The 24734-nt window shown below is 68.7% G+C and carries 27 protein-coding genes and 1 riboswitch; of the genes, 20 read left to right on the top strand and 7 right to left on the bottom strand.

Annotated elements, in window-relative coordinates; genetic code table 11:
- Positions 1 to 88 precede the first annotated feature (88 nt).
- Both VV02_RS21840 and VV02_RS21845 read left to right on the top strand, forming a co-directional pair.
- Positions 89 to 799 (top strand): response regulator transcription factor, encoded by a 711-nt coding sequence (locus VV02_RS21840; protein ID WP_052595046.1) that lies wholly within the window; start codon positions 89 to 91, stop codon positions 797 to 799.
- Complete coding sequence (locus tag VV02_RS21845; RefSeq protein WP_052595048.1) at positions 796 to 1923, top strand: sensor histidine kinase; 1128 nt, start codon at positions 796 to 798, stop codon at positions 1921 to 1923. Before VV02_RS21840 ends, VV02_RS21845 begins: the two co-directional genes overlap by 4 nt.
- On the opposite strand, the gene VV02_RS21850 is transcribed toward VV02_RS21845, so the two are convergent.
- The gene (locus tag VV02_RS21850) at positions 1895 to 2956 is read right to left on the bottom strand and encodes an NAD-dependent epimerase/dehydratase family protein (protein ID WP_052595050.1); all 1062 of its coding nucleotides are present in this window, start codon (positions 2954 to 2956) and stop codon (positions 1895 to 1897) included. The genes VV02_RS21845 and VV02_RS21850 overlap by 29 nt on opposite strands.
- Before the next feature lie 228 nt (positions 2957 to 3184).
- Positions 3185 to 3296: riboswitch (SAM riboswitch) on the top strand.
- 207 nt (positions 3297 to 3503) lie between these two features.
- On the opposite strand from VV02_RS21850, the gene VV02_RS21855 reads away from it, so the two are divergent.
- The 3 genes from VV02_RS21855 to VV02_RS21865 are packed head-to-tail and all read left to right on the top strand — an operon-like array spanning position 3504 to position 6141.
- Positions 3504 to 4460, top strand: a complete 957-nt coding sequence (locus tag VV02_RS21855) for a MetQ/NlpA family ABC transporter substrate-binding protein (RefSeq protein ID WP_052595052.1) — start codon at positions 3504 to 3506, stop codon at positions 4458 to 4460.
- Positions 4457 to 5482 carry a methionine ABC transporter ATP-binding protein gene (locus VV02_RS21860; RefSeq protein ID WP_052595054.1) on the top strand — a complete coding sequence of 342 codons (1026 nt, stop codon included), beginning with the start codon at positions 4457 to 4459 and terminating at the stop codon, positions 5480 to 5482. Before VV02_RS21855 ends, VV02_RS21860 begins: the two co-directional genes overlap by 4 nt.
- 59 nt (positions 5483 to 5541) lie before the next feature.
- Positions 5542 to 6141: a methionine ABC transporter permease gene (locus tag VV02_RS21865; RefSeq protein ID WP_179945388.1), complete on the top strand. Its 600-nt coding sequence runs from the start codon at positions 5542 to 5544 to the stop codon at positions 6139 to 6141.
- Here VV02_RS21865 and VV02_RS21870 read toward each other — a convergent pair.
- The gene (locus VV02_RS21870) at positions 6138 to 6326 is read right to left on the bottom strand and encodes a hypothetical protein (protein ID WP_052595058.1); all 189 of its coding nucleotides are present in this window, start codon (positions 6324 to 6326) and stop codon (positions 6138 to 6140) included. The two genes, VV02_RS21865 and VV02_RS21870, sit on opposite strands and share 4 nt — an antisense overlap.
- 149 nt (positions 6327 to 6475) lie before the next feature.
- Between VV02_RS21870 and VV02_RS21875 the strand changes: the two genes are divergently transcribed.
- Together VV02_RS21875 and VV02_RS21880 are read left to right on the top strand one after the other, a co-directional pair.
- Positions 6476 to 7222 carry an SDR family oxidoreductase gene (locus tag VV02_RS21875; protein WP_052595059.1) on the top strand — a complete coding sequence of 249 codons (747 nt, stop codon included), beginning with the start codon at positions 6476 to 6478 and terminating at the stop codon, positions 7220 to 7222.
- Positions 7223 to 7266: 44 nt separating this feature from the next.
- On the top strand, positions 7267 to 7773 hold the full coding sequence (locus tag VV02_RS21880; protein ID WP_052595061.1) for a mycothiol transferase: 507 nt from the start codon (positions 7267 to 7269) through the stop codon (positions 7771 to 7773).
- Positions 7774 to 7778: 5 nt separating this feature from the next.
- On the opposite strand, the gene VV02_RS21885 is transcribed toward VV02_RS21880, so the two are convergent.
- Both VV02_RS21885 and VV02_RS21890 read right to left on the bottom strand, forming a co-directional pair.
- On the bottom strand, positions 7779 to 8081 hold the full coding sequence (locus VV02_RS21885; RefSeq protein ID WP_052595063.1) for a type II toxin-antitoxin system PemK/MazF family toxin: 303 nt from the start codon (positions 8079 to 8081) through the stop codon (positions 7779 to 7781).
- A complete protein-coding gene (locus VV02_RS21890; RefSeq protein WP_052595065.1) occupies positions 8081 to 8323 on the bottom strand; it encodes a ribbon-helix-helix domain-containing protein in 243 nt (80 codons plus the stop codon). Before VV02_RS21890 ends, VV02_RS21885 begins: the two co-directional genes overlap by 1 nt.
- A gap of 106 nt (positions 8324 to 8429) precedes the next feature.
- On the opposite strand from VV02_RS21890, the gene VV02_RS21895 reads away from it, so the two are divergent.
- From VV02_RS21895 to VV02_RS21950, 12 genes are all read left to right on the top strand, one after another.
- Complete coding sequence (locus tag VV02_RS21895) at positions 8430 to 8732, top strand: urease subunit gamma (RefSeq protein ID WP_052595066.1); 303 nt, start codon at positions 8430 to 8432, stop codon at positions 8730 to 8732.
- 11 nt (positions 8733 to 8743) lie between these two features.
- Positions 8744 to 9070 carry an urease subunit beta gene (gene ureB / locus VV02_RS21900; protein WP_052595069.1) on the top strand — a complete coding sequence of 109 codons (327 nt, stop codon included), beginning with the start codon at positions 8744 to 8746 and terminating at the stop codon, positions 9068 to 9070.
- On the top strand, positions 9063 to 10766 hold the full coding sequence (locus tag VV02_RS21905; RefSeq protein ID WP_052595071.1) for an urease subunit alpha: 1704 nt from the start codon (positions 9063 to 9065) through the stop codon (positions 10764 to 10766). Before ureB ends, VV02_RS21905 begins: the two co-directional genes overlap by 8 nt.
- Before the next feature lies 1 nt (position 10767).
- Positions 10768 to 11418: an urease accessory protein UreF gene (locus VV02_RS21910; RefSeq protein WP_052595073.1), complete on the top strand. Its 651-nt coding sequence runs from the start codon at positions 10768 to 10770 to the stop codon at positions 11416 to 11418.
- Entirely contained in the window at positions 11384 to 12112 is a 729-nt protein-coding gene (ureG, locus tag VV02_RS21915; RefSeq protein WP_083450349.1) for an urease accessory protein UreG, read from the top strand. Before VV02_RS21910 ends, ureG begins: the two co-directional genes overlap by 35 nt.
- A complete protein-coding gene (locus VV02_RS21920) occupies positions 12109 to 12810 on the top strand; it encodes an urease accessory protein UreD (protein ID WP_169787735.1) in 702 nt (233 codons plus the stop codon). The genes ureG and VV02_RS21920 overlap by 4 nt, the downstream gene beginning before the upstream one ends.
- A 99-nt stretch (positions 12811 to 12909) precedes the next feature.
- Entirely contained in the window at positions 12910 to 13119 is a 210-nt protein-coding gene (locus VV02_RS21925) for a hypothetical protein (RefSeq protein WP_052595079.1), read from the top strand.
- A 96-nt stretch (positions 13120 to 13215) separates the two neighbouring features.
- The gene (locus VV02_RS21930; RefSeq protein ID WP_052595081.1) at positions 13216 to 15078 is read left to right on the top strand and encodes a 2-oxoacid:acceptor oxidoreductase subunit alpha; all 1863 of its coding nucleotides are present in this window, start codon (positions 13216 to 13218) and stop codon (positions 15076 to 15078) included.
- A complete protein-coding gene (locus tag VV02_RS21935; protein ID WP_052595083.1) occupies positions 15075 to 16157 on the top strand; it encodes a 2-oxoacid:ferredoxin oxidoreductase subunit beta in 1083 nt (360 codons plus the stop codon). Before VV02_RS21930 ends, VV02_RS21935 begins: the two co-directional genes overlap by 4 nt.
- A 107-nt stretch (positions 16158 to 16264) precedes the next feature.
- A complete protein-coding gene (locus VV02_RS21940; RefSeq protein ID WP_052595085.1) occupies positions 16265 to 17785 on the top strand; it encodes a M1 family metallopeptidase in 1521 nt (506 codons plus the stop codon).
- Between the two features lie 65 nt (positions 17786 to 17850).
- Complete coding sequence (rarD, locus tag VV02_RS21945) at positions 17851 to 18807, top strand: EamA family transporter RarD (protein WP_052595087.1); 957 nt, start codon at positions 17851 to 17853, stop codon at positions 18805 to 18807.
- A 49-nt stretch (positions 18808 to 18856) separates the two neighbouring features.
- The gene (locus VV02_RS21950; protein ID WP_052595089.1) at positions 18857 to 20017 is read left to right on the top strand and encodes an acyl-CoA dehydrogenase family protein; all 1161 of its coding nucleotides are present in this window, start codon (positions 18857 to 18859) and stop codon (positions 20015 to 20017) included.
- Here the strand turns inward: VV02_RS21950 and VV02_RS21955 are convergent.
- On the bottom strand, positions 19996 to 21348 hold the full coding sequence (locus tag VV02_RS21955; protein WP_218917456.1) for an MFS transporter: 1353 nt from the start codon (positions 21346 to 21348) through the stop codon (positions 19996 to 19998). The genes VV02_RS21950 and VV02_RS21955 overlap by 22 nt on opposite strands.
- An 83-nt stretch (positions 21349 to 21431) precedes the next feature.
- Here VV02_RS21955 and VV02_RS21960 point away from each other — a divergent pair, with 83 nt between their 5' ends.
- A complete protein-coding gene (locus VV02_RS21960) occupies positions 21432 to 21974 on the top strand; it encodes a TetR/AcrR family transcriptional regulator (protein WP_052595094.1) in 543 nt (180 codons plus the stop codon).
- Here the strand turns inward: VV02_RS21960 and VV02_RS21965 are convergent.
- Both VV02_RS21965 and VV02_RS21970 read right to left on the bottom strand, forming a co-directional pair.
- Entirely contained in the window at positions 21971 to 23317 is a 1347-nt protein-coding gene (locus tag VV02_RS21965; RefSeq protein WP_052595096.1) for a D-arabinono-1,4-lactone oxidase, read from the bottom strand. The two genes, VV02_RS21960 and VV02_RS21965, sit on opposite strands and share 4 nt — an antisense overlap.
- Positions 23310 to 24491 (bottom strand): alanine racemase, encoded by a 1182-nt coding sequence (locus VV02_RS21970; protein WP_157063502.1) that lies wholly within the window; start codon positions 24489 to 24491, stop codon positions 23310 to 23312. Before VV02_RS21970 ends, VV02_RS21965 begins: the two co-directional genes overlap by 8 nt.
- Positions 24492 to 24734 lie beyond the last annotated feature (243 nt).

The following is a 24734-nucleotide window of genomic DNA, read 5'->3' on the forward strand; positions in this document are numbered from 1 at the left end:
CACGCAGAGAAGGGCTCTGGCCCTTACAGAGTGCGGAACAGCCCTGTCAGCGCGACGAACTCGCCGACACCGGACCTACTCTGGAGACGTGTCCAGTGTGCTTGTCGTCGAGGACGACCCGACCGTTGCCGAGGTCGTCGAGGCCTACCTGACGCGCGCCGGGCATCAGGCGACCTGGCTCGCCGATGGGACGCAAGCGGCGGCGTACCTCAAGGGACCCGAGGCCGCCGAGCTGGACCTCGTGATCCTGGACCTCCTCCTACCCGGTGTACACGGTCTGGAGCTGTGCGCGCAGGTGCGCAGCACCCTGCCCGACCTGCCGGTCATCATGCTGACCGCGCTGAGCGAGGAGGAGGACCGGATCGCCGGTCTGGAGCGCGGCGCCGACGACTACGTGACCAAGCCGTTCTCGCCGCGGGAACTGATCCTGCGGGTCGAGTCGGTGCTGCGGCGGGCCAAGCAGTCCGTGCCTGCGGGACCCGAGATCCTGACCATCGGACCGCTCACGGTCGACGTGGCCGCTCGACGAGCAACGCTGGACGACGCCGCCGGGGAGCCGCGCGAGCTGGCCCTCACCGTGCGCGAGATGGACGTCCTCATCCACTTGATGCGTCATCCGGGCGAGGCCTTCACCCGCGAGCAGCTCATGGAACGCGTCTGGGGCTGGACGTTCGGCGACCAGTCGACCGTGACCGTGCACGTGCGACGCATCCGGCAGAAGATCGAGGTCGACCCGGCCGACCCGCAGCTGCTCCAGACCGTGTGGGGCGTCGGCTACCGGATGCAGCGCGACGCATGAACCACACGCTCAGCATCCTGCTCACCGCGCTCGGGTGGGGTGCGGCCGGCGCGGTCGTCGCGTGGCTGGTCACGTGGCCCGCCCGTCGACTGTGGCACGCCGGCGTACTCGTCTCGATCGCAGCAGTAGCAACGGTTTCCGCGGTCGCGGCCGTCGTGGGCAGCAACCGCGCGATGTTCATCACGATGGACGACGAGTACGTCACGATCATCGCTGCCCTCGTCTCAGGATTGCTCGCCTCCGTCGCGGCCGCGGCCGCTGCGCGCACCTTCCGTCGGGACAGCGCCTCGCTCCGGCTGGCTGTCAGCGCCATCGGTGAGGGCCGCGTCCCGGCGCCCGACCAGCGCGCGGTCTCCGGTGAGCTGCGCACCCTGCGCGACGACCTGCACCGCACCGCACGCACCCTCGCCGAGACCCGTGAGCGCGAGCAAGCTCTCGAGCGCTCCCGCCGCGACCTGGTCACCTGGATCTCGCACGACCTGCGTACGCCGCTCGCCGGGCTCCGCGCGATGGCCGAGTCCCTCGAGGACGGCGTAGCCGCCGACCCCGGTCGCTACCACCACCAGATGCGGGTCGAGGTGGACCGGCTGACCGAGATGGTCGATGACCTGTTCCACCTGAGTCGGCTGCATGCCGGTGCCGTCGTCACCCGTCGCGAACGCGTGGACCTCGCCGACCTGGTCTCTGACGCACTCGCCGGCCTCGAGCCCTTGGCCGCCCTGCAAGGCGTACGACTCGTGGGCTCGTCCCGGGCGATGGCCGAGGTCGAGGGGGACAGCGCGCAGCTCAACCGGGCGCTGACCAACCTGGTGTACAACGCGATTCGGCACACCGCGCCCCAGGGGACGGTCGCGCTCGGCGTGACGGCCGGCTCAGACCCGGCGTACGCGCTGCTCACCGTCACCGACGAGTGCGGTGGCATCCCGGAGTCGGAGGTGCCGCGCTTGTTCGAGGTCGGCTATCGCGGGCAGTCCGCCCGCTCTCCCCACCCGGGTCTCGGCTCGGGTGCGGGGCTCGGACTCGCGATCACTCAGGAGATCGTGACCGCGCACGACGGCGAGGTCGAGGTCGCCAACAGCGGGCCGGGCTGCACCTTCAGCGTGCTGCTACCGCTGGCGCGCTGACCGTCTGCCCGAGACCCGCGAGCTCGGCCATCCCCTTGTCGAAGTCCTCGCGCGCCATCCAGCCCAGCTCGTCCAGGATCCGCGCAGAGTTGGCCGTGATGTGGCGGACGTCGCCGAGTCGGTAGTCGCCGGTGACGACGGGCGTTGGTCCATGGAGCGCGTGAGCGAGGCTGGCCGCCATCTCTCCGACCGTGCGAGGTACGCCGGTGCCCACGTTGAACGCGCGCGCTCCACCCGTGTGGCGCTCGGCCGCCGTCACGGTCGCGGCGGCGATGTCCCGCACGTGCACGAAGTCTCGACGCTGCCCGCCGTCCTCGAAGACGCGCGGAGCCTTCCCGTCGCGCAAGGCGGAGGTGAAGATCGAGGCGACACCGGCGTACGGCGTCCCTTGGGGCATGCCGGGACCGTAGACGTTGTGATACCTCAACAGCGCCGCGCTGCCACCGGTCTCGCGGGCCCAGCTGGTGGCGTAGTGCTCCTGCGCGAGCTTGGATGCGGCATAGGCGTTGCGCGGGTCGGACGGTGCTTCCTCATCGACGAGCGATGGGCTCAGCTGTGCGCCACAGCGGACGCACTCAGGCTCGAACTGGCCTTGAGCCAGGTCATATTCGGATCTCGGCCGTCCGCGGACGGGCCCGTGCTCCGCACACCGACCGAGGCCTTCCCCGTAGACCACCATCGAGCTCGCCAGCACCAACCGGTTGAGGCGATGGCGTGCCATCGCGGCGAGCAGCTCGGCGGTGCCGAGGTCGTTGTTCGACGCGTAGTCGGGCAGGTCCGAGACGTCCACGCCGAGCCCGACCTTGGCAGCGAGATGCACGACGACATCGGCGCCAGGGAGGGCCGCGTCGAGGTCATACGTCTGCCGCACGTCTCCCAGGTGCAGCCGGGCGCCGCTCGGCGGGCACCCGTGCTGACCATGGACGTCCTCTCGCAGCGAGTCCAGGACCAGCACGTCGTGCCCGCGCCGCAGCGTCTCGGCCACGACGTGCTGCCCGATGAATCCTGCACCGCCGGTCACTACGACTCGCATCTTGTCCTCCAGAGCTCGACCATCGTCAGCGTATGGTTCGAGAACGACTGGCGGACAGATGAATTCGCCCGATCGAGCGAGAGTTCCTCAGTTCGTCACAGGATGGATCGCGGCCTCAGCCCAGCTCGTCGCAAGTCCGGATCGAGACCTGACGGTGTGACGCGTGCCATAACACTGAATTGGCTTACTGATTTGACTTGATGATGACGAAGTTCTTACTTTGGACGCGGTCAAGAGTTCCAGCGACAAGCCCTGGCTTGCTGGGCGGCAACCCTCACGGATGTGGCGGGGTGCTCCAGGTGACGACCGGGCGCGACCACCCCTCGCGCAAGCACTCCACTCCCGCAGTGGCTGATTCAAGGACGACTCATGCAGCGCGCACACCACACTCACGTGACTCCTCCCAGGCCGATTCGTCGGTGCTGCTGTCCCAGCTGTCGCTAACCGCAACCCACCGCTGGTCGAGTAGCCGGAGCGCCAGCGGAGGCGTATCGAGACCCCGTGACCGCGGCGGACTCCTCCTCAATGACTTCAGAAAGGCATCACCATGTCTGATGACACCAATACCCCTGAGAACAAAGATGACTCGATCATCGCGCTGCCCGAGCGCCCGGGCGGAGGCCGCGGCAAGCTGATCGGCGCCGTCGCTGCCGGCGTCGTCGTCCTTGTGGCCGCCGGCTTCGTCGTGAAGGCCGTAGCGTCCGGCGACGACGAGAAGAAGACCACGACCGTCAGCATCGGCACCACCGAGGCGAGCGCGCCGTACTGGAAGCCGCTCCAGGACCTCGCCGCCAAGCAGGACATCACCATCAAGGTGGTCAACTTCGGCGACTACACCCAGGCCAACCCGGCCCTGGCGCAGAAGCAGACCGACCTGAACCTGTTCCAGCACCTGCAGTTCCTGGCGACCTACGACGTGAGCGCGAGCCAGGACCTCACCCCGATCGGCTCGACCGTCGTGGTGCCGCTCGGCCTGTACTCCAAGAAGCACACCGCCCTCACCCAGATCCCCAAGGGCGGCAAGGTCGCCATCCCGAACGACCCGACCAACCAGGCACGAGCACTGCTGGTGCTGCAGCAAGCCGGACTGCTGAAGCTCAAGGGTGGCGGCAACACGCTGTCCACTCCGGCTGACGTCGACGCCTCGGCGTCCAAGGTCACGGTCGCGCCGGTCGACGCCGCTCAGACGGTCGCCTCGCTGCCGTCCGTCGACGCCTCGGTCATCAACAACAACTTCGCCCTGGACGCCAAGCTCGACCCGTCCAAGACGCTGTTCAACGACGACCCGAAACGCCCGGAGGCGCTGCCCTACATCAACGCCTTCGTCGCGCGCGCCGAGGACAAGGACAACCCGACCTACCTCAAGATCGCCAAGCTCTACCACGACCCGTCGGTCCTCGCGCAGGTCAAGGCGTACTCCAAGAACACCGCCGTCATCGTCGACAAGCCCCAGGCCGACCTCGTGAAGATCCTGGACGGGCTGAAGGCGGACGCAAAGAAGTGAGCGAGGCACTCATCTCGCTCCGCGGCGTTGGCAAGTCCTTCACCCGGGGCAGCACCAGCGTCACAGCCCTGCGCGACATCGACCTCGATGTCGCGCAGGGCCAGGTGTACGCCGTCATCGGCTACTCCGGTGCCGGCAAGAGCACGCTCGTACGCCTGATCAACGGTCTCGAGCAGCCCACCTCTGGCGCGGTGCTCGTCGAGGGCAAGGATCTGACCTCGTTGAGTGCCAAGGAGATTCGCCAGGTGCGGTCCCGCATCGGCATGGTCTTCCAGCAGTTCAACCTGTTCGGGTCGCGCACGGTCTTCGCCAACATCGCATATCCCCTCCAGCTCGCCGGCTGGTCCAAGGAGCAGCAGCAGAAGCGAGTGGCCGAGCTGCTGACCTTCGTCGGCCTGACCGACAAGGCGTGGGCCTACCCCGAGGAGCTGTCCGGCGGCCAGAAGCAGCGCATCGGCATCGCCCGAGCGCTCGCGACCAACCCGCCGATCCTGCTGGCCGACGAGGCCACCAGCGCGCTCGACCCGGACACCACGCAGGACGTCCTGCGCCTGCTCCGCCGGGTCAACGAGGAGCTCGGCGTCACCATCGTCGTCATCACGCACGAGATGGACGTCGTACGCTCCCTCGCCGACCACGTGGCTGTCCTCGACGACGGCCGTCTTGTCGAGAGCGGACCGGTCCGAGAGATCCTGGCGCAACCGAAGGCCGCGACCACGCGCCGCTTCCTCGACGCCACCCTGCGCACCCGCCCAGGCGACGGCGAGCTCGCCCGCCTGCGTGAGACGTACGACGGCGTGCTCGTCACCGTCGCCGTGCCGGACCAGCACACGATCGGCGGCCTGCTGACCGACGTGGTCCGCGATCACGACGTGAGCTTCGAGATCGTGCACGGCGGCTACACGACTATCAAGGATGAGTCGATCGGCACGTTCACCATTGCACTGCAAGGGGATTCGACTGCTGTGGAGCGCGCCGTCGAGGCGCTGTCCGGCGCGGCGACCGTGGAGGTGGCGGCGTGAACACCGACTGGGACCAGCTGCGTCCGCTGTACTTCGACTCCATCCAGCAGACCCTCACCATGGTGCTACTCACCCTGCTGATCGGCGGTTTGCTCGGCCTCGGGCTCGGCGTGCTGCTGCACGGCACCCGTCGCGGTGGACTCCTGGAGAACGTGCCGGTCTACACCGGGCTCAACCTGCTGGTGAACCTCGTCCGTCCGATCCCGTTCATCATCTTCATCACCGCGATCGGGCCGCTCACGCTGCGCGCGATGGGCACCACGATCGGCATCAAGGCGGCGACCTTTGCGCTGATCATCGCGGCAACGTTCGGGGTGTCCCGGATCGTCGAGCAGAACCTGGTGAGCGTCGACCCCGGCGTCATCGAGGCAGCCCAGTCGATGGGCGCATCCCCCTGGCGGATCATCCGCACGGTCCTCGTCCCGGAGGCGCTCGGCCCGCTGATCCTGGGCTACACGTTCATCTTCGTCGCGGTCGTGGACATGTCCGCGGCGGCGGTCGCGATCAACGGTGGCGGCCTCGGGCAGTTCGCGGTGACGTACGGCTACCAACGGTTCGACTGGACGGTCACCTGGGTGGCGGTGCTGACCATGGTGGTCCTGGTGCAGCTGGCCCAGTTCACCGGCAACTGGTTGGCCCGCCGCGTCATGCGCCGCTAGGTCTTTCGGAGACCAGCACGCGCGACGCAGAACAGCACACAGGATGGAATGGCGAAGACTGCGACGAAGACCGTGTAGTCACCGATCTCGTAGCTGTCTGCAACCGCAAACGGCACCGTGAGCGCCGCCGTCACCACGGCACCCATCAGGAGTCCCTTCGCGACCGCTACCAGAACCTGTCCCACGTCGTACTCCTATCCTCGCCCGCCATGTCTTGTATCCAGGCCCCGAACTCCTAGCGAACTTCAAATTGTCCTTGAAGTTGAAGTTCGGGCTCCTATCCCCGTCGACACCGCGTTGTCGTGCGCCGCTGACCCTCAGGCAGTATGGGTGGGTGAACGCCGACGCGAACGGACGCATGGCCCTGATCACCGGTGGGTCCACCGAGATCGGAGCGGCGTGCGCTCGCGCCCTGGCCGCCTCTGGAGCGCGCGTCGTCGTGGCCGACCAGGACGAGCACCGGGCGGGTCTGATCGCCAGCGCGATCGGCGGGCAGGTCTGGCCGATCAACCTGCAGGACACGGCCGCGCTCGCGAGCCTCACCCTCGACGCCGACATCCTGGTCAACGCCGCGGGCGCCACCGCTGTCGCGCCGCTGCACGAGCTCACGCCGCAGGACTTCGGTCGCGTGCACCGCGTCCTGGTCGAGGCGCCCTACCTGCTGATCCGCGCGGCCCTTCCCCACATGTACGACCGTGGCTGGGGTCGGATCATCAACATCACTTCCGCCTACGGCCGGGCCGGCGCCCGCGAGCAGGCCGCTGCGGTCTCGGCCGCGCACGCCCTCGAGGGTCTGTCCAAGGTCACCGCCCTGGAGGCCGGCCCTCGGGGCGTCACCAGCAACTGCGTCAGCCCCGCCCAGATCCGCACCGCCGAGCTCGATGACGTCATCGCCCGGCTGGCTGCAGAGCGCGAGGTCGGCGAGGATGTCGTGGTCGACGATCTGCTCGCGCGCTCGAGCATCAAGCGGTTCGTCGAGGCACGAGAGGTCGCCGCTCTGGTGACCTGGCTGGCAGGGGACGACGCCGCCATGGTCAACGGGGCGTCGTACGCCATGGACGGTGGCTGGACCGCCGCCTGACCTGCAGGGTTAGCGTGGGGGTCTCGACTCCCAGGAGGTTTGGCGTGAGCGTGGCAACCAAGATCCTGACGGACGGCTTCGAGCGGGTGCGCGAGAACGTCGTGAGCGTGTTGGACGGTCTCAGCGCCGAGCAGCTGCTGACCCGTCCCGGTCCCGACGCCAACTCCATCGCCTGGTTGGTCTGGCACTTGAGCCGTGTCCAGGACTCTCACCTGTCGGAACTCGTGGGCGGCGAACAGGTTTGGGACAGTGAGGGATTCGCGGCCAGGTTCAGCCTCCCTTACGCCGACAGCGCGACCGGCTACGGCCAGTCCAGCGCCGACGTCGGCACCTTTCGTCTCAGCGACCCGAGCCTGCTCGCGGACTACCACGCGGCCGCCCACGAGCTGACGCTCACCGTGCTCAAGGGTCTGTCCGACCAAGACCTCAGCGAGGTCATCGACCGCCGCTGGGATCCGCCGGTGACCCGCGCCGTACGCCTGGTGTCGGTAATCGACGACACCGCCCAGCACGTCGGTCAGGCCGCGTACGTCCGCGGTCTCATCACCTGAGCGAGTCAGAGCTCCAGATCGAAGGCTGCTGCGATCGCGGCGTTCAGCTCGGCTTCCTGCTCTCGAAGTAGATATCCGACCTCGCGGCCGAGGTCCGTGGCCCGAATGGTGCTGATGTTGTCGCAGCTGACGACGCAGTCATGATCGAGTCCGTTGGCCGGGCCGACCCTCACCTCCGTGGAGATGCCTCGGATGGTGCTGGTGATCGGAGCGACCGTGACCCAGTGCAGCAGGGGTCGCGCGAGCTCACGGGTGAGCACGAGCACAGGTCGACTCTTGTCCGTGCGCCCGATGTGGATCGGACGCATCAGTCCAGGTCGTCCATCGGTGTGCCCGCGGCTTCGGTCAGCCAGCCGTCGAGGTCCGGGTAGGGATTGCCACCCGCCGCTCGCAGGATCTCCACATCGCGCAGAGTCTGCTGCCGACGTCGCTCACGGTCGAGGGCGCGCTTCACGACATCGGCGCGACTACTCGCGTCTCCACGTTGGACCATCTCATCGATGAACGCCACCTGGTCGTCGGGAAGACGCACGGCGATCTGAGTACTCATACCTCAACGGTACCCCTATGGGATTCAAAATGGTACCGGCGCATGGCAACGCGCTGCCTACGTCCGTGAAACACCGGGGACACATGCCGTTGCTGTACTGACGAGCGTGCACCTCACACCCGCCGACACCGAGAAGCTGCTCCTGTCGGTCGCCGGCATGGTGGCCCGCGAACGGCTGGGTCGCGGCGTCCGCCTCAACTACCCCGAAGCCGTCGCGCTGCTGTCGACCTGGGTCATCGAGCGCGCCCGTGAGGGAGCGCTCGTCGTCGATCTCATGGAGCAGGGTCGCGCCGTCCTCGCGCGCGACCAGGTCATGGACGGTGTCGCCGAGATGATCACCGATGTCCAGGTCGAGGCGACTTTCCCCGACGGTCGCAAGCTCGTCACCCTCCACCACCCGATCGCTTAGGACGCTGAGTCATGAGTGATACCAACGCCTCTGGGCCCGGCGCGATCCGCGTCCGACCGGGCACGATCACGCTGAACGAGGGCCGTGACCGCATCACCCTCGTCATCGAGAACACCGGTGACCGCCCCATTCAGATCGGCTCGCACCTGCATCTCCCGGACGCGAACTCAGCGTTGGACCTCGACCGGCGGGCGGCGTACGGCTTCCGTCTCGACATCCCGGCCGGCACCTCGGTCCGATTCGAGCCGGGCGTCTCGCGCGAGGTGAGCGCGGTCGCGCTCGGCGGCCGACGGCGCGTCCCCGGCATCCAGATCGGCAAGGGAGACGACCGTGGTTGAGCTGGACCGCGAGGCGTACGCCGCGCTCTACGGGCCGACCGCTGGAGACCAGGTGCGGCTCGGCGACACCGACCTGTGGATCGAGGTCGAGCAGGACCTCACCGCCGGCGGTGACGAAGCGGTGTTCGGCGGCGGCAAGACGATCCGCGAGTCGATGGCTCAGGGGCTACGGAGCAGCGCCGACGGTGCCCTCGACACGGTCATCACCAACGCGATCGTGCTCGACCACTGGGGTGTCGTGCGCGCCGACGTCGGCATCCGCGGCGGACGCATTGTCGCGCTTGGCCGCTCCGGCAACCCGGACATCGCTGACGGCGTACACCCAGAGCTCGAGATCGGGCCGGGCACCGATGTCATCGCCGGCGAGGGCAAGATCCTCACCGCGGGCGGCATCGACATGCACGTGCACCTGCTGTCGACGAGCCAGATCGAGGAGGCTCTCGCGACCGGCATCACCACCATCGGTGGTGGCGGCACCGGCCCGTCCGAGGGTTCGAAGGCCACCACGGTCACTCCTGGACCGTGGCACCTCCGGTCAGTCCTGCGCGGGCTCGACCCGCTGCCGGTCAACGTGCTGCTGATGGGCAAGGGCAACACGGTGAGCGCCGCGGGCCTGCGCGAACAGGCGCTCGGCGGGGCGGCGGCGTACAAGGTGCACGAGGACTGGGGCAGCACCCCGGCGGCGATCGACGCAGCCCTGCGCGCGGCCGACGACCACGGCCTGCAGGTCACGCTGCACAGCGACAGCCTCAACGAGGCCGGCTACGTCGACTCGACGCTGCGCGCGATCGGTGGCCGCAGCATCCACGCCTTCCACACCGAGGGCGCCGGCGGCGGACACGCTCCGGACATCTTGTCGATCGCCGGACAGCCGAATGTCCTTCCAGGCTCGACGAATCCGACGCTTCCGCACACCGTCAACACACTCGCCGAGCATCTCGACATGCTCATCGTCTGCCACCACCTCAACCCGGCGGTACCAGAGGACCTCGCGTTCGCCGAGTCCCGCATCCGGTCGACCACCATCGCGGCCGAGGACCTGCTGCACGACATGGGCGCGCTGTCCATGACGTCCTCGGACGCGCAGGCGATGGGTCGGATCGGCGAGGTCATCACCCGCACCTGGCAGGTCGCGCACGTCATGAAGGCGCGGCTCGGCTCGCTCGGCGAGAGCCTGCCCGCCGACAACGAGCGCGCCCGCCGCTACGTCGCGAAGTACACGATCAACCCCGCCATCGCACACGGCATCGATCACGAGGTCGGCTCGGTCGAGGCCGGCAAGCTCGCCGACCTGGTGCTGTGGGAGCCCAAGCTGTTCGGGTTCCGACCGTCGGTCGTCGTCAAGGGTGGCGCGATCGCCTGGGCCGCTCTCGGCGACGCCAACGCCTCCATCCCGACTCCGCAGCCCGTGCTGATGCGCCCGGCGCTTGTCACCGCCGCGGGTGCCGACCTGTCGTACGCCTTCGTCTCGCCCGCCGCTCTCGACGCCGGGCTGGCCGACCAGCTCGGGCTGCGCCGCTCGCTCGCGGCGGTGAGGCCGACCCGCGACATCACCAAGGCCGACATGGTCAACAACGACGCTCTCCCACAGATCGACATCGACCCGGAGACGTTCGCCATCACGATCGATGGTGAGACGGTCGAGCCGCAACCCGTCAGCGAGCTGCCCCTCGCCCAGCTGTACTCGATGTTCTGAGATGTCCTCCACCACAACGGAACTCGGCGTCCTGCTCCTCGCCGACGCACGCCTGCCGACGGGCGGTCACACCCAGTCTGCGGGACTCGAGCCCGCCCTGCTGGCGGGGATGGCGGAGGCCGACGTGCCGACCTATCTCGTCACCCGGCTGCGCACGACCACCCTTGTCGACGCCGCGACCGCGGTCGTCGCACTGCACGGTACGGGCGCCGACGGAGAGCTGGACGCGGTCACCCGAGCGTGGGCAGCGCGTACGCCCAACGATGTCGTCCGTGCCGCCTCGATCGAGGTCGGGCGCGGCTACCAACGTCTCCTCACCCGGCTCGGTGGCGACGCGACGCACGGGCGGCTCCCCCGGCCCATCGCCCTGGCTCTGCTCGCACTGCACCTCGAGATCGGGCCGGCCGACCTGGCCCGGCTCGTCTGTCACGACGACGTGCAGTCCGTCTGCGCCGCCGCCCTCAAGCTCGCTCCGCTCGATCCCGCAGAGACGGTCACCTGGGCCCTGGACGTCGCCCCCGAGGTCGAGTCCGTCGTACGCCGGGTCGTGCACCTGACCAGTCCCGACGAGATCCCCGCCGCTGCCGCTCCTGCCCTGGAGCTCTGGCAGCACGCTCATGCCCACGCACCCCGGAGGCTGTTCCGTGCCTGAGAACCCCGTCCCCACGCGCGCCTTCCGAGTCGGCGTCGCCGGCCCGGTCGGCACCGGCAAGTCGTCCTTGATCGGGACGCTGTGCCGCGAGCTGTCCGCAGAGCTGCAGATCGGCGTCATCACCAACGACATCTACACCGACGAAGACGCACAGATGCTGCGAGCCGCGGGAGTCCTTGACCCGCAACGGATTCGGGCCGTCGAGACCGGCGCCTGCCCGCACACGGCCATCCGCGACGACATCACGGCCAACGACCTGGCGATCGAGGATCTCGAGGCCGACTTCGCGCCCCTCGACCTCGTGCTGGTGGAGTCCGGCGGCGACAACCTGACCGCGACCTTCTCCCCCGCGCTGGTCGACGCGCAGCTGTTCGTGCTCGACGTCGCCGGTGGCGGAGACGTCGTCCGCAAGGGTGGACCGGGCATCGCTCGCGCCGATCTCCTCGTCGTCAACAAGACCGACCTCGCCCCGCACGTCGGCGTCGACGCAGCGCTCATGGAGCGGCAGGGGCGTGAGGCGCGCGACGGCCGACCGGTGATCGCGCTCTCCCGGTCGGACGCGAATTCCGTTGCAGCACTGTGCGATTGGGTCCGTACGATGCTCGCCGCCTATCGCTCCGGCGTGCATCATCCGCAGGACCCTGGTCCGATGGCCCCCCACAGTCACGCGGACGGCACGGTGCACGCGCATTGACGACCCGGACCACCCGCGTCGGCGTGACCGCCCAGCCGAACGGCCGGGCGCGGGTCGACCTGCGGTCGGGACTGCTCGCGCCACGGCTCTTGTCGAGCGGTCCTGATCAGGCGTCAGTCGCTCTGGTCGCCACAACGGCAACCCTCCTCGCGGGTGACCACGTGCGGCTCGAGGTCGACGTCGGGCCGGGCGTGCGGCTCGAGCTGCGTGACGTCGCAGGCACGGTCGCGTACGACGGCCGAGGCGGCGAAGCCCGGTGGGACATGGCGATCCGGATCGCCTCGGACGCGGCGCTCACGTGGCACGGCGAACCACTCGTGGTCTCCGCCGGAGCGTCAGTGCACCGGTCACTCCATGTCGACATCGCGGCCGGCGGTCGGCTGCTGCTCCGGGACACGGTCGCCCTCGGCAGGTCCGGCGAGCCTCCCGGAGCCCTCACCTGCCGCACCCGCATGACGTACGACGGCCGGCCGGCCCTCGCGGAGGACCTCACCCTCAGTCCGGAGACCGTCGCCCTGCCCGGCCTGCTCGGCGGCAGCCGGGTCATCGACACGGTGACCGCGATCGGCTGGCGGCCGGCCGACGTACCCGACGGGCCGGCAACCCTGCACCTGGCCGAGCCAGGCGTCCTGGCGCGCGAGCTCGTCACGGATGCCCACCAGTCGCGGCTGACCGCGCTCTGGCACACCTGGGCGTGAGATCACGATTCAGAGACGGACGACCTCGGACGCGTTCCCGGAGCCCGTTCACACGGATAGTGGGATGACACGAGCACCACCCGGACAAGGGGAAACGACATGGGTGTACTGATCATCGTCCTGCTCTGCCTTGCCGCGTTCGTCGGCATGGTCGTGCTCATCGGCCGCCGCGGCGGCGCGAGCGGAGGCGAGCCCACGGTGAAGGACGGCATGGCACACGGCGACAACGCGGGCGAGGCAGCACGCCCGGGCGCGCAGAGCCACAGCCGCCACACGCCAGGCAACTTCGGCGGTGGAACCAGCATCTGACGACACTCCGCGGACCGGCCTGCGGTTGTCATAGACCAGGCATAGGCTGTAAGGGACGCCTAACCGCAGCACACATAAGCCTGGTGAGCCAGAACCATGAGTTCCAAGTCCACAGAGCGCCTCGGCCGTGTCATCATCCGATTTGCGGGGGATTCCGGCGACGGAATGCAGCTGACGGGTGACCGATTCACCGCCGAGACCGCGAGCCTGGGCAACGACCTGTCCACGCTGCCCAACTTCCCCGCCGAGATCCGCGCGCCCCAGGGCACCCTGCCCGGAGTCAGCAGCTTCCAGGTGCAGTTCGCCGACCACGACGTGCTGACGCCGGGTGATGCCCCCGACGTGCTCGTCGCGATGAACCCTGCTGCCCTGCGCGCCAACCTCGGCGACCTGCCCCGCGGCGCGACGCTCATCGTCAACGCCGACGAGTTCGGCAAGCGCAACCTCGCCAAGGTCGGCTACACCGCCAACCCCCTCGATGACGACTCCCTCGAGTCCTGGCAGGTCCACAGCGTGCCGCTGACCTCGATCACGGTCGACGCGCTGGAGTCCTTCGACCTGACGCGCAAGGACAAGGAGCGCGCCAAGAACATGTTCGCGCTCGGCCTCCTGTCGTGGATGTACAACCGTCCGACCGACGGCACCGAGAGCTTCCTCAAGACCAAGTTCGCGGCCATGCCCGAGATCCTCGGCGCCAACCTCGCCGCCCTGCACGCGGGTCATGCCTACGGCGAGACCACCGAGTCCTTCGCGGTGTCGTACGCCGTGTCCCCGGCGCCCATGGCCGCCGGCACCTACCGCAACATCACCGGCAACCTCGCGCTCGCGTACGGCTTCGTCGCCGCCTCGCAGCGCACCGGCCTGCCGCTCGTGCTCGGCAGCTATCCGATCACCCCGGCGTCCGACGTCCTGCACACGCTGTCGACGTTGAAACGCTTTGGTGTCACCACGATTCAGGCCGAGGACGAGATCGCCGGGGTCGGTGCGGCACTGGGTGCGTCCTATGGCGGCGCCCTGGGCCTGACCACGACCTCCGGCCCCGGGCTGGCGCTGAAGTCCGAGACCATCGGGCTGGCCGTCTCGCTCGAGCTGCCGCTGGTGATCGTCGACGTGCAGCGTGGCGGCCCCTCGACCGGACTGCCCACCAAGACCGAGCAGGCCGACCTGCTGCAGGCGATGTTCGGACGCAACGGCGAGTCACCGGTCGCGCTGGTCGCGCCGTGCAGCCCGACCGACTGCTTCGACGCGGCGATGGAGGCCGTACGGATCGCGACGACCTACCGCACACCGGTGATTCTCCTCTCCGACGGATACCTCGCGAACGGGTCTGAGCCGTGGCGCATCCCGACCATCGACGACCTGCCCGACATGAAGGTCGAGCTGGCGACGGAGCCGAATGGCGTTGATGACGAAGGCAATCCGGTCTTCCACCCCTATCTCCATGACGACAAGACGCTGGCTCGACCGTGGGCCGTCCCGGGCACACCCGGGCTCGAGCACCGCGTCGGCGGCATCGAGAAGGCCGACGTCACCGGCAACATCAGCTACGACCCGGACAACCACGACCACATGGTTCGGCTACGGCAGCGCAAGATCGACCTGGTCGCCGACTCGATCCCCGAGCTCGAGGTCGACGACCCGTCCGGGGAGGCGCGCGTCCTCGTGCTCGGCTGGGGATCGACGTACGGCCCGATCAAGGCGGCCACTCGACTGGTCCGCGGCACCGGCGCCAAGGTCGCCCAGGCCCACCTGCGCCATCTCAACCCGTTCCCGTCCAACCTCGGCGAGGTGCTGCGCGCGTACGACCGGGTGATCGTCCCCGAGATGAACCTCGGCCAGCTCGCCCTGCTGCTCCGTGCGAAGTATCTCGTCGACGTGCGCAGCCACACCTCAGTCCGCGGACTTCCTTTCATGACATCGGAACTCGCGGATGTCATCTCCCAGGAGGCGACCTCATGAGCATTGATCTCGGCCTGCCGGCCTTCCGCTCCGGCCTTGAGGGCGTACCCACGACGGAGGACAAGGCGACTCGCAAGGAGTTCACCTCCGACCAGGAGGTCCGCTGGTGTCCCGGCTGTGGTGACTACGCGATCCTGGCCGCAGTACAGGGCTTCCTGCCCGACCTCGGGCTCAAGCGCGAGAACATCGTCTTCGTGTCGGGCATCGGCTGCTCCAGCCGATTCCCCTATTACCTCGACACCTACGGCATGCATTCGATCCACGGGCGCGCACCGGCCATCGCGACGGGCCTGGCCACCTCACGTCCCGACCTGTCCGTCTGGGTCGTGACCGGCGACGGCGACGCGTTGTCGATCGGTGGCAACCACCTGATCCACGCGATGCGGCGCAACGTCAACATGACGATCCTGCTGTTCAACAACAAGATCTACGGGCTGACCAAGGGCCAGTACTCCCCCACGTCCGACATCGGCACGGTCACCAAGTCCACGCCGGCCGGCTCGATCGACCAACCGTTCAACCCGGTGTCACTGGCGCTCGGTGCGGAGGCATCGTTCGTGGCCCGCACCATGGACTCCGACCGCAAGCACCTGACCGCGACCCTGCGCGCGGCGGCGGAGCACCGCGGCGCTGCCCTCGTCGAGATCTACCAGAACTGCCCGATCTTCAACGACGGCGCGTTCCAGATGCTCAAGGACCGCGACGAGGCGACCGCCCGCATCCTGCAGCTTGTCGACGGCGAGCCCATCCGAGCCGGCGCCGACGACCACACCCGCGTGGTCGTACGCGACGACGAGGGCCGGCTGCTCGTCGTCCCCGAGGCGGAGGCCGACCCGGCCCGCGTCGTACTCCATCGCGCCGACGACCCCGACCCGAGCCAGGCATTCGCGCTGAGTCGCCTGGACGACCCGTCGTTCGCCCAGGTGCCGATGGGCATCTTCCGCAATGCACCCCGGGCGACCTACGACGACGGCGTCCGCGGGCAGGTCGGCGCGGCCGTCGAGCAGGCCGGTGGCCCGGCCGGCGAGCGCGACCTGGAGCAGCTGCTCCACGGCAAGGACACCTGGTTGGTCAACTGACGGTCAGGATTTCGTGCTGACCTCGCAGTACTGATGCCCTCCCTATGCGATCGGGGTACTAAGAGTCGTCGGTCGTCGCCGACGTCAGTACTCAGGGAGGCATCTTCATGTCACACAACCGCGCCGCGCACCTCGCGCGCACCAGCCTGGCCCTCGCCGCCGTCCTCGGCCTGGCCACCACCGGCACCGCCAGTGCCGCACCCTCGGATGTCGGCTCGCCCGGCATAGGTGACCCGTACTACAAGGACTACGGCAACGGCGGGTACGACGTCGGGCACTACGCCATCGACGTCGACTACGACCCGGCCACCGACCTCATCACCGGCACCACGACCATCACGGCCACCGCGACGCAGAACCTGCGCAAGTTCGACCTCGACCTCGCGCTCAAGGCCACTGCCGTCACGGTCAACGGGGTGCCGGCGAAGTTCAGCAAGCCGACGTCGCACGAGCTGGCCGTCGTCCCCAAGGTCCCCGTCGTCACCGGCGGTCCCCTCAAGATCACCGTGACGTACGCCGGCGTGCCGTCGACGACCAAGGTCAACGGGTTCTCGCCGTGGGTCAAGACGGACGACGGTGCGGTGGCCGTCGGTGAGCCGGAGATCGCCGCCTGGTGGTACCCGAGCAACGACCACCCGCGCGACAAGGCGACGTTCGACGTCAAGGCCACCGTGCCCAAGGGTCTGCAGGCGCTGAGCAACGGCACGCTGAAGAAGACCCAGTACGGCCGCGATGGCGACACCTGGGTGTGGCACTCCGCCAAGCCGCAGGCGACGTACCTGACGTTCCTGGCCATGGGCCACTTCGACATCACCCAGGGCGTCGGCGCCAGCGGTCTGCCCTGGATCAACGCGGTCGCCTCCAACGGTGGCCAGGAGGGTGAGTACGCCAAGAAGGACCTCGCGCGTACGTCGGAGGTCATCGACTTCCACAGCCGCGCCTGGGGCAAGTACCCGTTCGAGATCACCGGTGGCGTCGCCCCTGCCGCGGACTTCGGCTTCGCGCTGGAGAACCAGACGCGGCCGGTCTACACGCGTGGCTTCTGGCGCAACGGCCCCAACATCTACGTGATCGTGCACGAGCAGGCGCACCAGTGGTTCGGCGATGCGGTCAGCGTGCACGACTGGAAGGACATCTGGCTCAACGAGGGCTTCGCGTCGTTCGCCGAGTGGTACTGGTCGGAGATGCACGGCGAGGGCAGCGGCCAGGAGATTCTCGCGTCCTACTACGCCAATCCGGACAGCAGCGCGCTGTGGAAGCTGCCCATCGGCGACCCGGGTGCGGGCAAGGAGTTCTCCGGCCAGGTCTACGACCGTGGTGCGATGACGCTCCAGGCGCTGCGCAACCGGATCGGTGACCCGGCGTTCTTCCAGGTCATGCGCACCTGGGTGCCCAAGCACCGCTACGGCAACGGCGCCATCGCCGAGTTCGTGGCACTGGCCGAGAAGACGTCCGGGGAGGACCTGGGCGGCTTCTTCCGCAACTGGCTGTACACGGCGTCCAAGCCGGCCAAAACCGCTGAGAACGGCCTGGATGGTCTCCCGGCTGCCAAGGTCAAGGCCGCTGCACCCGCGTCGCTGGCCAAGATCAAGGCGGTTCAGCAGGCCGAGCTGCGCTCCGGCCACTGAGCTAGTCACGTACGCCGGGCGGGCCCTCGGGGGGTCCGCCCGGCGTACGCGCCTATCGTGGGCCAGTGACGGTTAGCGGCACATCCGAGACCAACCGGGGCGCGGCGTACGGCTTCCTCGCCTACTTCCTCTGGGGCGCGATGCCCCTCTACTTCGATGCACTGAAACCGGCCGGTGCCTGGGAGATCCTGACTCACCGGGTGCTGTGGACCGTGCTGCTGTGCGGTGCCGGGCTCGCCGTCTGGCGTCGACTCGGCTACCTCCGCGAGCTCATCGCACGGCCGCGACGGCTGGCCACGGTCGCGCTGGCCAGTGTGCTGATCGCCACCAACTGGACGATCTATGTGGCCGCGGTGGTCTCGGGCCACGCGACCGAGGCGGCCCTCGGATACTTCCTCAACCCGCTCGTCACCGTGGCACTCGGCGTCCTCGTGCTCCGCGAGCGGCTGCGTCCGTTGCAGTGGGTGGCCGTTGCTGTCGGCGCTCTTGCCTGCGTCTACCTCGCCATCGACTACGGACAGCCGCCGTGGATCTCGATCGGCCTCGCCTTGTCATTCGCGACGTACGGCCTGCTCAAGAATCGCCTCGGCGGCTCGATGACAGCGGTCGAGAGCCTGACCGCCGAGACCCTCGTCCTCGCTCCCGCAGCGGCCGTCCTGCTGGTCGTGCTCACGGTGCGGGGTGACACCACGTTCACCACCGAGGGCGCCTGGCACACCGCGCTGCTCGTGCTCGCCGGCGTCGTCACCGCAGGTCCGTTGCTGCTCTTCGCGGCCGCTGCACGACGCGTGCCGCTCGTGACGATCGGGCTGCTGCAGTTCGTCGCGCCCGTCCTCCAGCTGCTGTGCGCCGTGCTGCTGCTCGACGAGCAGATGCCCGCCAGCCGCTGGATCGGCTTCGGAATCGTCTGGATTGCGTTGGTACTGCTCACGATCGACACCCTGCGATCTGCAACGCGCAGCCGCCGTGCGCGCGCACTCACGGCGGCTGCCGCGGCGGTGGACGCCGCCCCCTGCGCCTGACCACGACGTAAAACAAGCAGGCGTGCTTGCTTTTGGTTAGAGTCGATCCATGACAAGCCCCTGGGAGACCGATGAGCGACGGGCGCTGCGCGAGACGGTCCGCCGCTTCACCGAGACCGACGTGCTCCCCGACCTCGAGCAGTGGGAGCGCGATGGCGAGCTGCCGCGATCGCTGCATCAGCGGGCCGGCGCGCTCGGTCTCCTCGGCGTCGCGGCGCCGGAAGCCGTCGGTGGCGGCGGTGGCGATGTCATCGACGCCTCGATCATCTGCGAGGAGATGCACTACGCGGGCGGATCCGGTGGCCTCTTCGCCTCACTGTTCACCTCTGGCATCGCCCTCCCCCACGTCATCGCGGCCGGCGACCCGACGCAGATCGACCGCTGGGTCCGGCCCACCCTGGCCGGCGAGCTGATCGGTTCGTTGGCGATCACCGAGCCGGGTGGCGGCTCTGACGTCGGCCACCTGACCACGACGGCCCGTCGCGACGGCAACCACTACGTCGTCAACGGGGCGAAGACGTACATCACCTCGGGGTGCCGGGCCGACTTCGTCGTGACTGCCGTGCGCACGGGTGGACCGGGCGCCGGTGGCGTCTCACTGCTGGTCGTCGAGCGCGGCACACCAGGCTTCGAGGTCTCGCGCAAGCTCGACAAGATGGGCTGGCTGGCCTCGGACACGGCCGAGCTGTCGTTCGTCGATGCGCGCGTCCCGGTCGGCAACCTGGTTGGCCCCGAGAACTCCGGATTCGCCCAGATCGCAGCGGCTTTCGTGACCGAGCGAGCCGCGTTGGCGACCCAGGCGTACGCCTCCGCTCAGCGCTGCCTCGACCTCAGCGTGGCCTGGTGCCGCGATCGGACGACGTTCGGGCGACCGTTGATCAGCCGTCAGAGCGTGCAGCACACCCTGACCGAGATGACGCGCCGCACCGACGTGGCTCGCGTCTACACGCGGTCCGTCGTGGAGCGGTATGCCGCGGGCGAGCAGGACCTCGTCACGGACGTCTGCTTCGCCAAGAACACCGCGGTCGAGACCGGCGAGTGGGTGGCGCACCAGGCGGTCCAGCTGTTCGGCGGCATGGGCTACATGCGCGAGAGCGAGGTCGAGCGGCAGTACCGCGACATGCGCATCCTCGGCATCGGCGGCGGCACCACCGAGATCCTCACCGACCTCGCCGGCAAGCTGCTCGGCTACACCGCGACACGCGACTGACGGACCCCCGCAGCAAGGACGAGCGGTACCCCGATGACCGCCGCCGCAGCCGCGACGGCAAAGCCCAGGTCGTACGCCGACCGTCCCGGTCGTGACTGCCCGCTCAGGACGAGGGCCGCGAGCTGCGAGCCGAACGCGCCACCGACCGTACGAGCGACCGTGTTGACCGCGTTGACCGAGCCCAGCCGTAGCGGTGGGCACTCGCGTGCCACCAGGCGAGGCAGGGCGGCCATCGCGATGCCGTAGCCCAGGCTGACGAGCACGTAGACCGCCGTCACGACCAGTGGACCTCCACGCGCAACGAGCAGTACGCCTGCACCCACACTCGACACCGCGAGGCCAACAGCCAGCAGGCTCCGCGGCTCATCGACCCGGGCCGGCCGCCACCGACCTGCGGGGATGGTGAGCAGAGCGCCCGGCACCAGGAGAGCGGCCGCCGCCGTCGCGCTCAGGCCGAGGCCGGAGGCGCCGCTCCCGGGTGCCTGCGCGAGATGGGGCAGCAGCGTGTAGAGCATGAACTGGTTGACGCCGAGCATGAGCGCACCGAGATGCGCAGCGAGCAGCCCGCCCCGCATCAGGTTCAGGTCGATGAGTGGCGCGGCGACCCGCTCCTCGACGACGACGAGCAGGGCGGCCGAGAGCAGCGCCAGTCCGACCAGACCGAGGACCTGCCACGAGGTCCAGCCCCAGGCCCGGCCTTGAGTCACCGCGAGCAGCAGGGTGGTCAACGCCACCGCCAGCAAGGCGGCTCCCGACCAGTCGATCGGGCTCGCGTCGCGGGCTTCGTCAGCAGGCAGGTCGCGAGAGGTCAGCACCAGAGCGACGACGATGACCGCCGCCCCGATCACGAACAGCCACCGCCAGCTGAAGTGGTCGGCGATCAGGCCGCCCGCCAGCAGACCCGCGCCGGCACTTCCCGTGACCAGCGTGGCCGCAAGAGCGAGCCCACGACCGACGGCAGGGCCGGTCAGGCTGCTCTTGACGAGAGCAAAGCTCAGCGGGACGAGGGTGAGTCCGACACCTTGCAGGACCCGTGCCGCGATCAGCACCTCGATGCTCGGCGCGACCGCGGCCACGAGCGCACCAGCAAGGTAGATCCACAGGCACGCCAGCAGGATCGTCCGCTGCCCGAACCGGTCCGCGAGGCGACCGAGCACCGGCGTGACCGCGGCGCTGCTGAGCAGCATCGCGGACAGCACTGCCCAGGTCGCACCTTGCGACGATGTGTGCAGGTCGGCCTGCACATGGTTCGCGGCAGGGACCAGCATCGTCTGCAGCAGTCCGTACGACAGCACGACAGCTGAGATGGCTGCCAGCACCCGACGTTCCATCACTTCTCCCCTCGACGCGAACGGCGTTCGCATTAGGCGAACCTAACTCGTGCGAACATTGTTCGCAACCGAGAGGAGTGGTCATGGCCCGTCCGGGACTCACCGCCCGAAGGATCGTCGACACCGCGCGCACGGTCGCCGATGAGGATGGTCTCGAGGCCGTCACGTTGCGACGTCTGGCAGACGAGCTCGGGACCGGTGCCGCCTCGCTCTACCGCCACATCGACAACCGCGCCGACCTGCTCACCCTGCTGGCGGCCGACTTCATCGAGGGCTATCCCCTCGTGCCGGCCGGACGCCGCTCACCCCAGGAGGCTGCCGTACGCCAGTGGGTCGCCATGCGCCGCTACGTCGCCGAGCACCCGTGGTCCGCCACCCTCATCGCCAGCGGCGGCTTCCACCTCGAGGATGCCCGCGCCGTAGCCGACCACTGTGTCGAGCTGCTCGAGGCCACCGGACTGAGCCGCACGCGAGCGCTGCGCTGCTACCGGTCCCTTTGGCACCTGCTCCTCGGTGAGGCGCTCAACGCCCACGCGGTCGGGCACCTCCATGACGCCCCGCCGGAAGGAGGCGACTTCGCCTGGGCCGCTCGCGCTCTGATCGCGGGAGCAGCCAGCGTGCGCTAGCCGAGAACCTTTGCCAGATAAGGGTTTTCGAAGACCCTGTTGGGATCCAGCTCGTCGCGCAGCGCGACGAAGTCGTCGAACTTCGGGTAGACCTTGCGCAGGTCACCGGCGTCCAGGTCGTGCATCTTGCCCCAGTGCGGTCGGGCCTCCGGGATCGATCGCAGCAGCGACCAGAACGCGTCGAAGTACGCTGTGTGGTCGCGCCGGTGGTACTGATGGATCGCGACATAGCCGGTCTCGCGCCCGTAGGCCGTCGACATCCAGCGGTCGTCCGCCGCGGTGAACCGCACCTCGACGGGGAAGGCCACCACCTCGTCCTTGCGGTCGCAGTACGCCTTCAGCTCGGCGAGCAGTCCCGGCACCTCGGCGCGGGGCACGGCGAACTCGGACTCCTTGAAACGTACGGTGCGCTGGGTGGCGAAGATCTTGTAGGAAGAGTCGGTGTAGGTGCGCTCCGACAGCACGCGGCTGGACAGCTGGTTGATCCTCGGAATCGCTTGCGGGACAGCGGTGGTCAGCCGATTGACGACCTCGAACAGATTGTTCGACAGGATGCGGTCATCGAGGACCTCGCGCCACCGCGGCAGCGGGTCCCTCAGAGCTGGGTCATCCAGTCGCGTATTGATCTTGGTCAGCACGCGATCTGTGTGCGGGAACCAGTAGAACTCGAAATGGTCTGCGCTATCTACGGTTTCGTCCAGGGCGCCCAGCAGCCGGTCGAGCGTCGACGGCGCCTCGTGCGCCCGGAGCAGGAATGCAGGGACGCATTGCAGCTCGTACTCGGTGATCACGCCGAGCGCACCCAACCCAGGGGCTGCGGCCGGGACGAGGTCCGGTCGGTGACCATCGTCGTACCGCACGATCGAGCCGTCGGCGAGCACCATCTCGACGCCGGTCACAAATCCCGACAATCCGGTGAACCTCAGCCCGGTGCCATGGGTGCCGGTCGATAGGGCACCGGAGATGGTCTGCCGGTCGATGTCGCCCAGGTTCGGCATCGCGAGGCCAAGCGCCTCAAGCGCAGGGTTGAGGACGTGCAGAGGCGTGCCGGCGCGTACGCGGACCCGACCGGTCGCGGCATCGTGGCTCACGATCCCGCTGAGGCCATGCAGCTGCAGCTGGAGATCGACCGGCTCACCGATCGCGGTGAAGGAGTGGCCGGACCCGATCGGCTTGACCTTGCGGCCGGTCCGCGCGGCGAGCGCGACAGCACTGGCGACGTCCGCGGTGTCGCGCGGCGCGTACACGTCGACCGGCCCGGTGCGGACGGTCTGGGCCCAGTTGGTCCAGGGAGTGCCCGCTCCGCGCTCGCCTGCCGCGCGGACGGATTGTGGGTCAGCCAAAGTTCTTGCCCTCGCCTCGATAGGTGGGCAGTCGCTCGACGACCTGCCCGTCCTCGACCAGCAAGACCTGGTCGAACCGCTCACACATCTCACCGGCCTTGGCATGCCGGAACCAGACCAGGTCACCAACCTTCATGCCATGGGCGGCGTCGCCGCGCAGCGGAGTCTGCACCTCACCGTAGCCTTCCTGCGCGAAGGGCTCGAGGCCCTCGGGGAACGCTACCTCCGGCACCCGCGCCGCGCCTGCCGGCCCACTGGCGATGTAGCCACCCGAGAAGGCGACCACCACATCGTCGGTGGGCTTGCGAACCACCGGCGAGACGAAGTAGGCCGCCGGCCGCAGTGCGGTGTTGTCGTAGTGGTCGAACAGCCGCGGGGTGAAGAGCCCCGATCCGGCGGCGAGGTCGGTGATCGCGGGGTCGTCGTGCATCAGGTGCAAGCTCCCCGTGCCGCCCGCGTTGACGAAGTCGAGCGTCACGTGACGGGTGACCGTGGCGATCACCTGTTGGCGACGGCGGCGCAGCTCCCGGAGTGAAGCCTTCTTCATCAGCCGGATCGCAGAGCTCGTATCGGCGACACCGGCGATCTGTGCGTCATAGAACATCAGCCCAGCGATCCGTACGCCGGACAGCGAGCGCGCTTGCAGCACAAGCCTTTCCGCGTCCTTGGCGGAGTGCACACTGGACCGGTGTGCGCCGATGGTCACCGGCCCCACCCGCATCGAGCAATCGACATCGATTGCGGCCCTGAGGGGGTGCGCACCCGCAGACTCGTCCAGTATGGCCAGGTGCTCGGGGAGGTCGACCATGAAGGCGATCTCGGCCGCGGCGACGTCATCCGCGCTGACCTTGGCCAGCGTGTCACGGTCGACGGTCGGATAGGCGACGAGCACGTCACGCGCACCGTGCTCGACCAACCACAAGGCCTCGGCCGCGGAGTAGGCCAGGACGCCGGCGTAACCCTCCTCGCGCAGCAGGCGCTCGATCAGGCCACGCACGCGGATCGACTTCGAGGCGACACGGATGGGTACGCCCGCCGCTCGCTCGCGCATCTCGCCGATGTTGGCCGTGAAGGCCGCGAGGTCGATGACCGCGGTCGGTGCGGCGACCCCATCGAGCGCGATGCGGCCGACACCCGTCGGCGCGGGCGAAGTTGGTCGCTTGTCCAAGTCCATGAATGCGAGTGTAGCCATCAGGGCGATGAGCGCAAGGCGCTGAGGCAATTCGGCACCAGGTGAGGGCTACCTACGTCGCCTCCCGGTCACCGAGGCTTCCCCCAGCCTTCGCCTGAATCGCCGATGCCGCGACAACGCCTTCCGTAGCGTGCAAAGAGGCCCGTCACCTCTCTCGAAGGACGACCCCGTGACCTCCGAACTCCGCGCCGACACCACCGGCGAAGGCCGCACGATGCTCCCTCT

Origin of the sequence: Luteipulveratus mongoliensis (genome assembly GCF_001190945.1) — a bacterium.
GTDB lineage: Bacteria > Actinomycetota > Actinomycetes > Actinomycetales > Dermatophilaceae > Luteipulveratus > Luteipulveratus mongoliensis.

Coding starts and splice junctions, on each gene's coding strand:
- VV02_RS21845 (WP_052595048.1), top strand. CDS start 796: ATGAACCACACGCTCAGCATCCTGCTCACCGCGCTCGGGTGGGGTGCG.
- VV02_RS21850 (WP_052595050.1), bottom strand. CDS start 2,956: ATGCGAGTCGTAGTGACCGGCGGTGCAGGATTCATCGGGCAGCACGTC.
- VV02_RS21855 (WP_052595052.1), top strand. CDS start 3,504: ATGTCTGATGACACCAATACCCCTGAGAACAAAGATGACTCGATCATC.
- VV02_RS21865 (WP_179945388.1), top strand. CDS start 5,542: ATGGTGCTACTCACCCTGCTGATCGGCGGTTTGCTCGGCCTCGGGCTC.
- VV02_RS21885 (WP_052595063.1), bottom strand. CDS start 8,081: ATGCGTCCGATCCACATCGGGCGCACGGACAAGAGTCGACCTGTGCTC.
- VV02_RS21890 (WP_052595065.1), bottom strand. CDS start 8,323: ATGAGTACTCAGATCGCCGTGCGTCTTCCCGACGACCAGGTGGCGTTC.
- ureB (WP_052595069.1), top strand. CDS start 8,744: ATGAGTGATACCAACGCCTCTGGGCCCGGCGCGATCCGCGTCCGACCG.
- VV02_RS21910 (WP_052595073.1), top strand. CDS start 10,768: ATGTCCTCCACCACAACGGAACTCGGCGTCCTGCTCCTCGCCGACGCA.
- ureG (WP_083450349.1), top strand. CDS start 11,384: ATGCCCACGCACCCCGGAGGCTGTTCCGTGCCTGAGAACCCCGTCCCC.
- VV02_RS21925 (WP_052595079.1), top strand. CDS start 12,910: ATGGGTGTACTGATCATCGTCCTGCTCTGCCTTGCCGCGTTCGTCGGC.
- VV02_RS21930 (WP_052595081.1), top strand. CDS start 13,216: ATGAGTTCCAAGTCCACAGAGCGCCTCGGCCGTGTCATCATCCGATTT.
- VV02_RS21935 (WP_052595083.1), top strand. CDS start 15,075: ATGAGCATTGATCTCGGCCTGCCGGCCTTCCGCTCCGGCCTTGAGGGC.
- VV02_RS21940 (WP_052595085.1), top strand. CDS start 16,265: ATGTCACACAACCGCGCCGCGCACCTCGCGCGCACCAGCCTGGCCCTC.
- VV02_RS21950 (WP_052595089.1), top strand. CDS start 18,857: ATGACAAGCCCCTGGGAGACCGATGAGCGACGGGCGCTGCGCGAGACG.
- VV02_RS21955 (WP_218917456.1), bottom strand. CDS start 21,348: ATGGAACGTCGGGTGCTGGCAGCCATCTCAGCTGTCGTGCTGTCGTAC.
- VV02_RS21960 (WP_052595094.1), top strand. CDS start 21,432: ATGGCCCGTCCGGGACTCACCGCCCGAAGGATCGTCGACACCGCGCGC.
- VV02_RS21970 (WP_157063502.1), bottom strand. CDS start 24,491: ATGGACTTGGACAAGCGACCAACTTCGCCCGCGCCGACGGGTGTCGGC.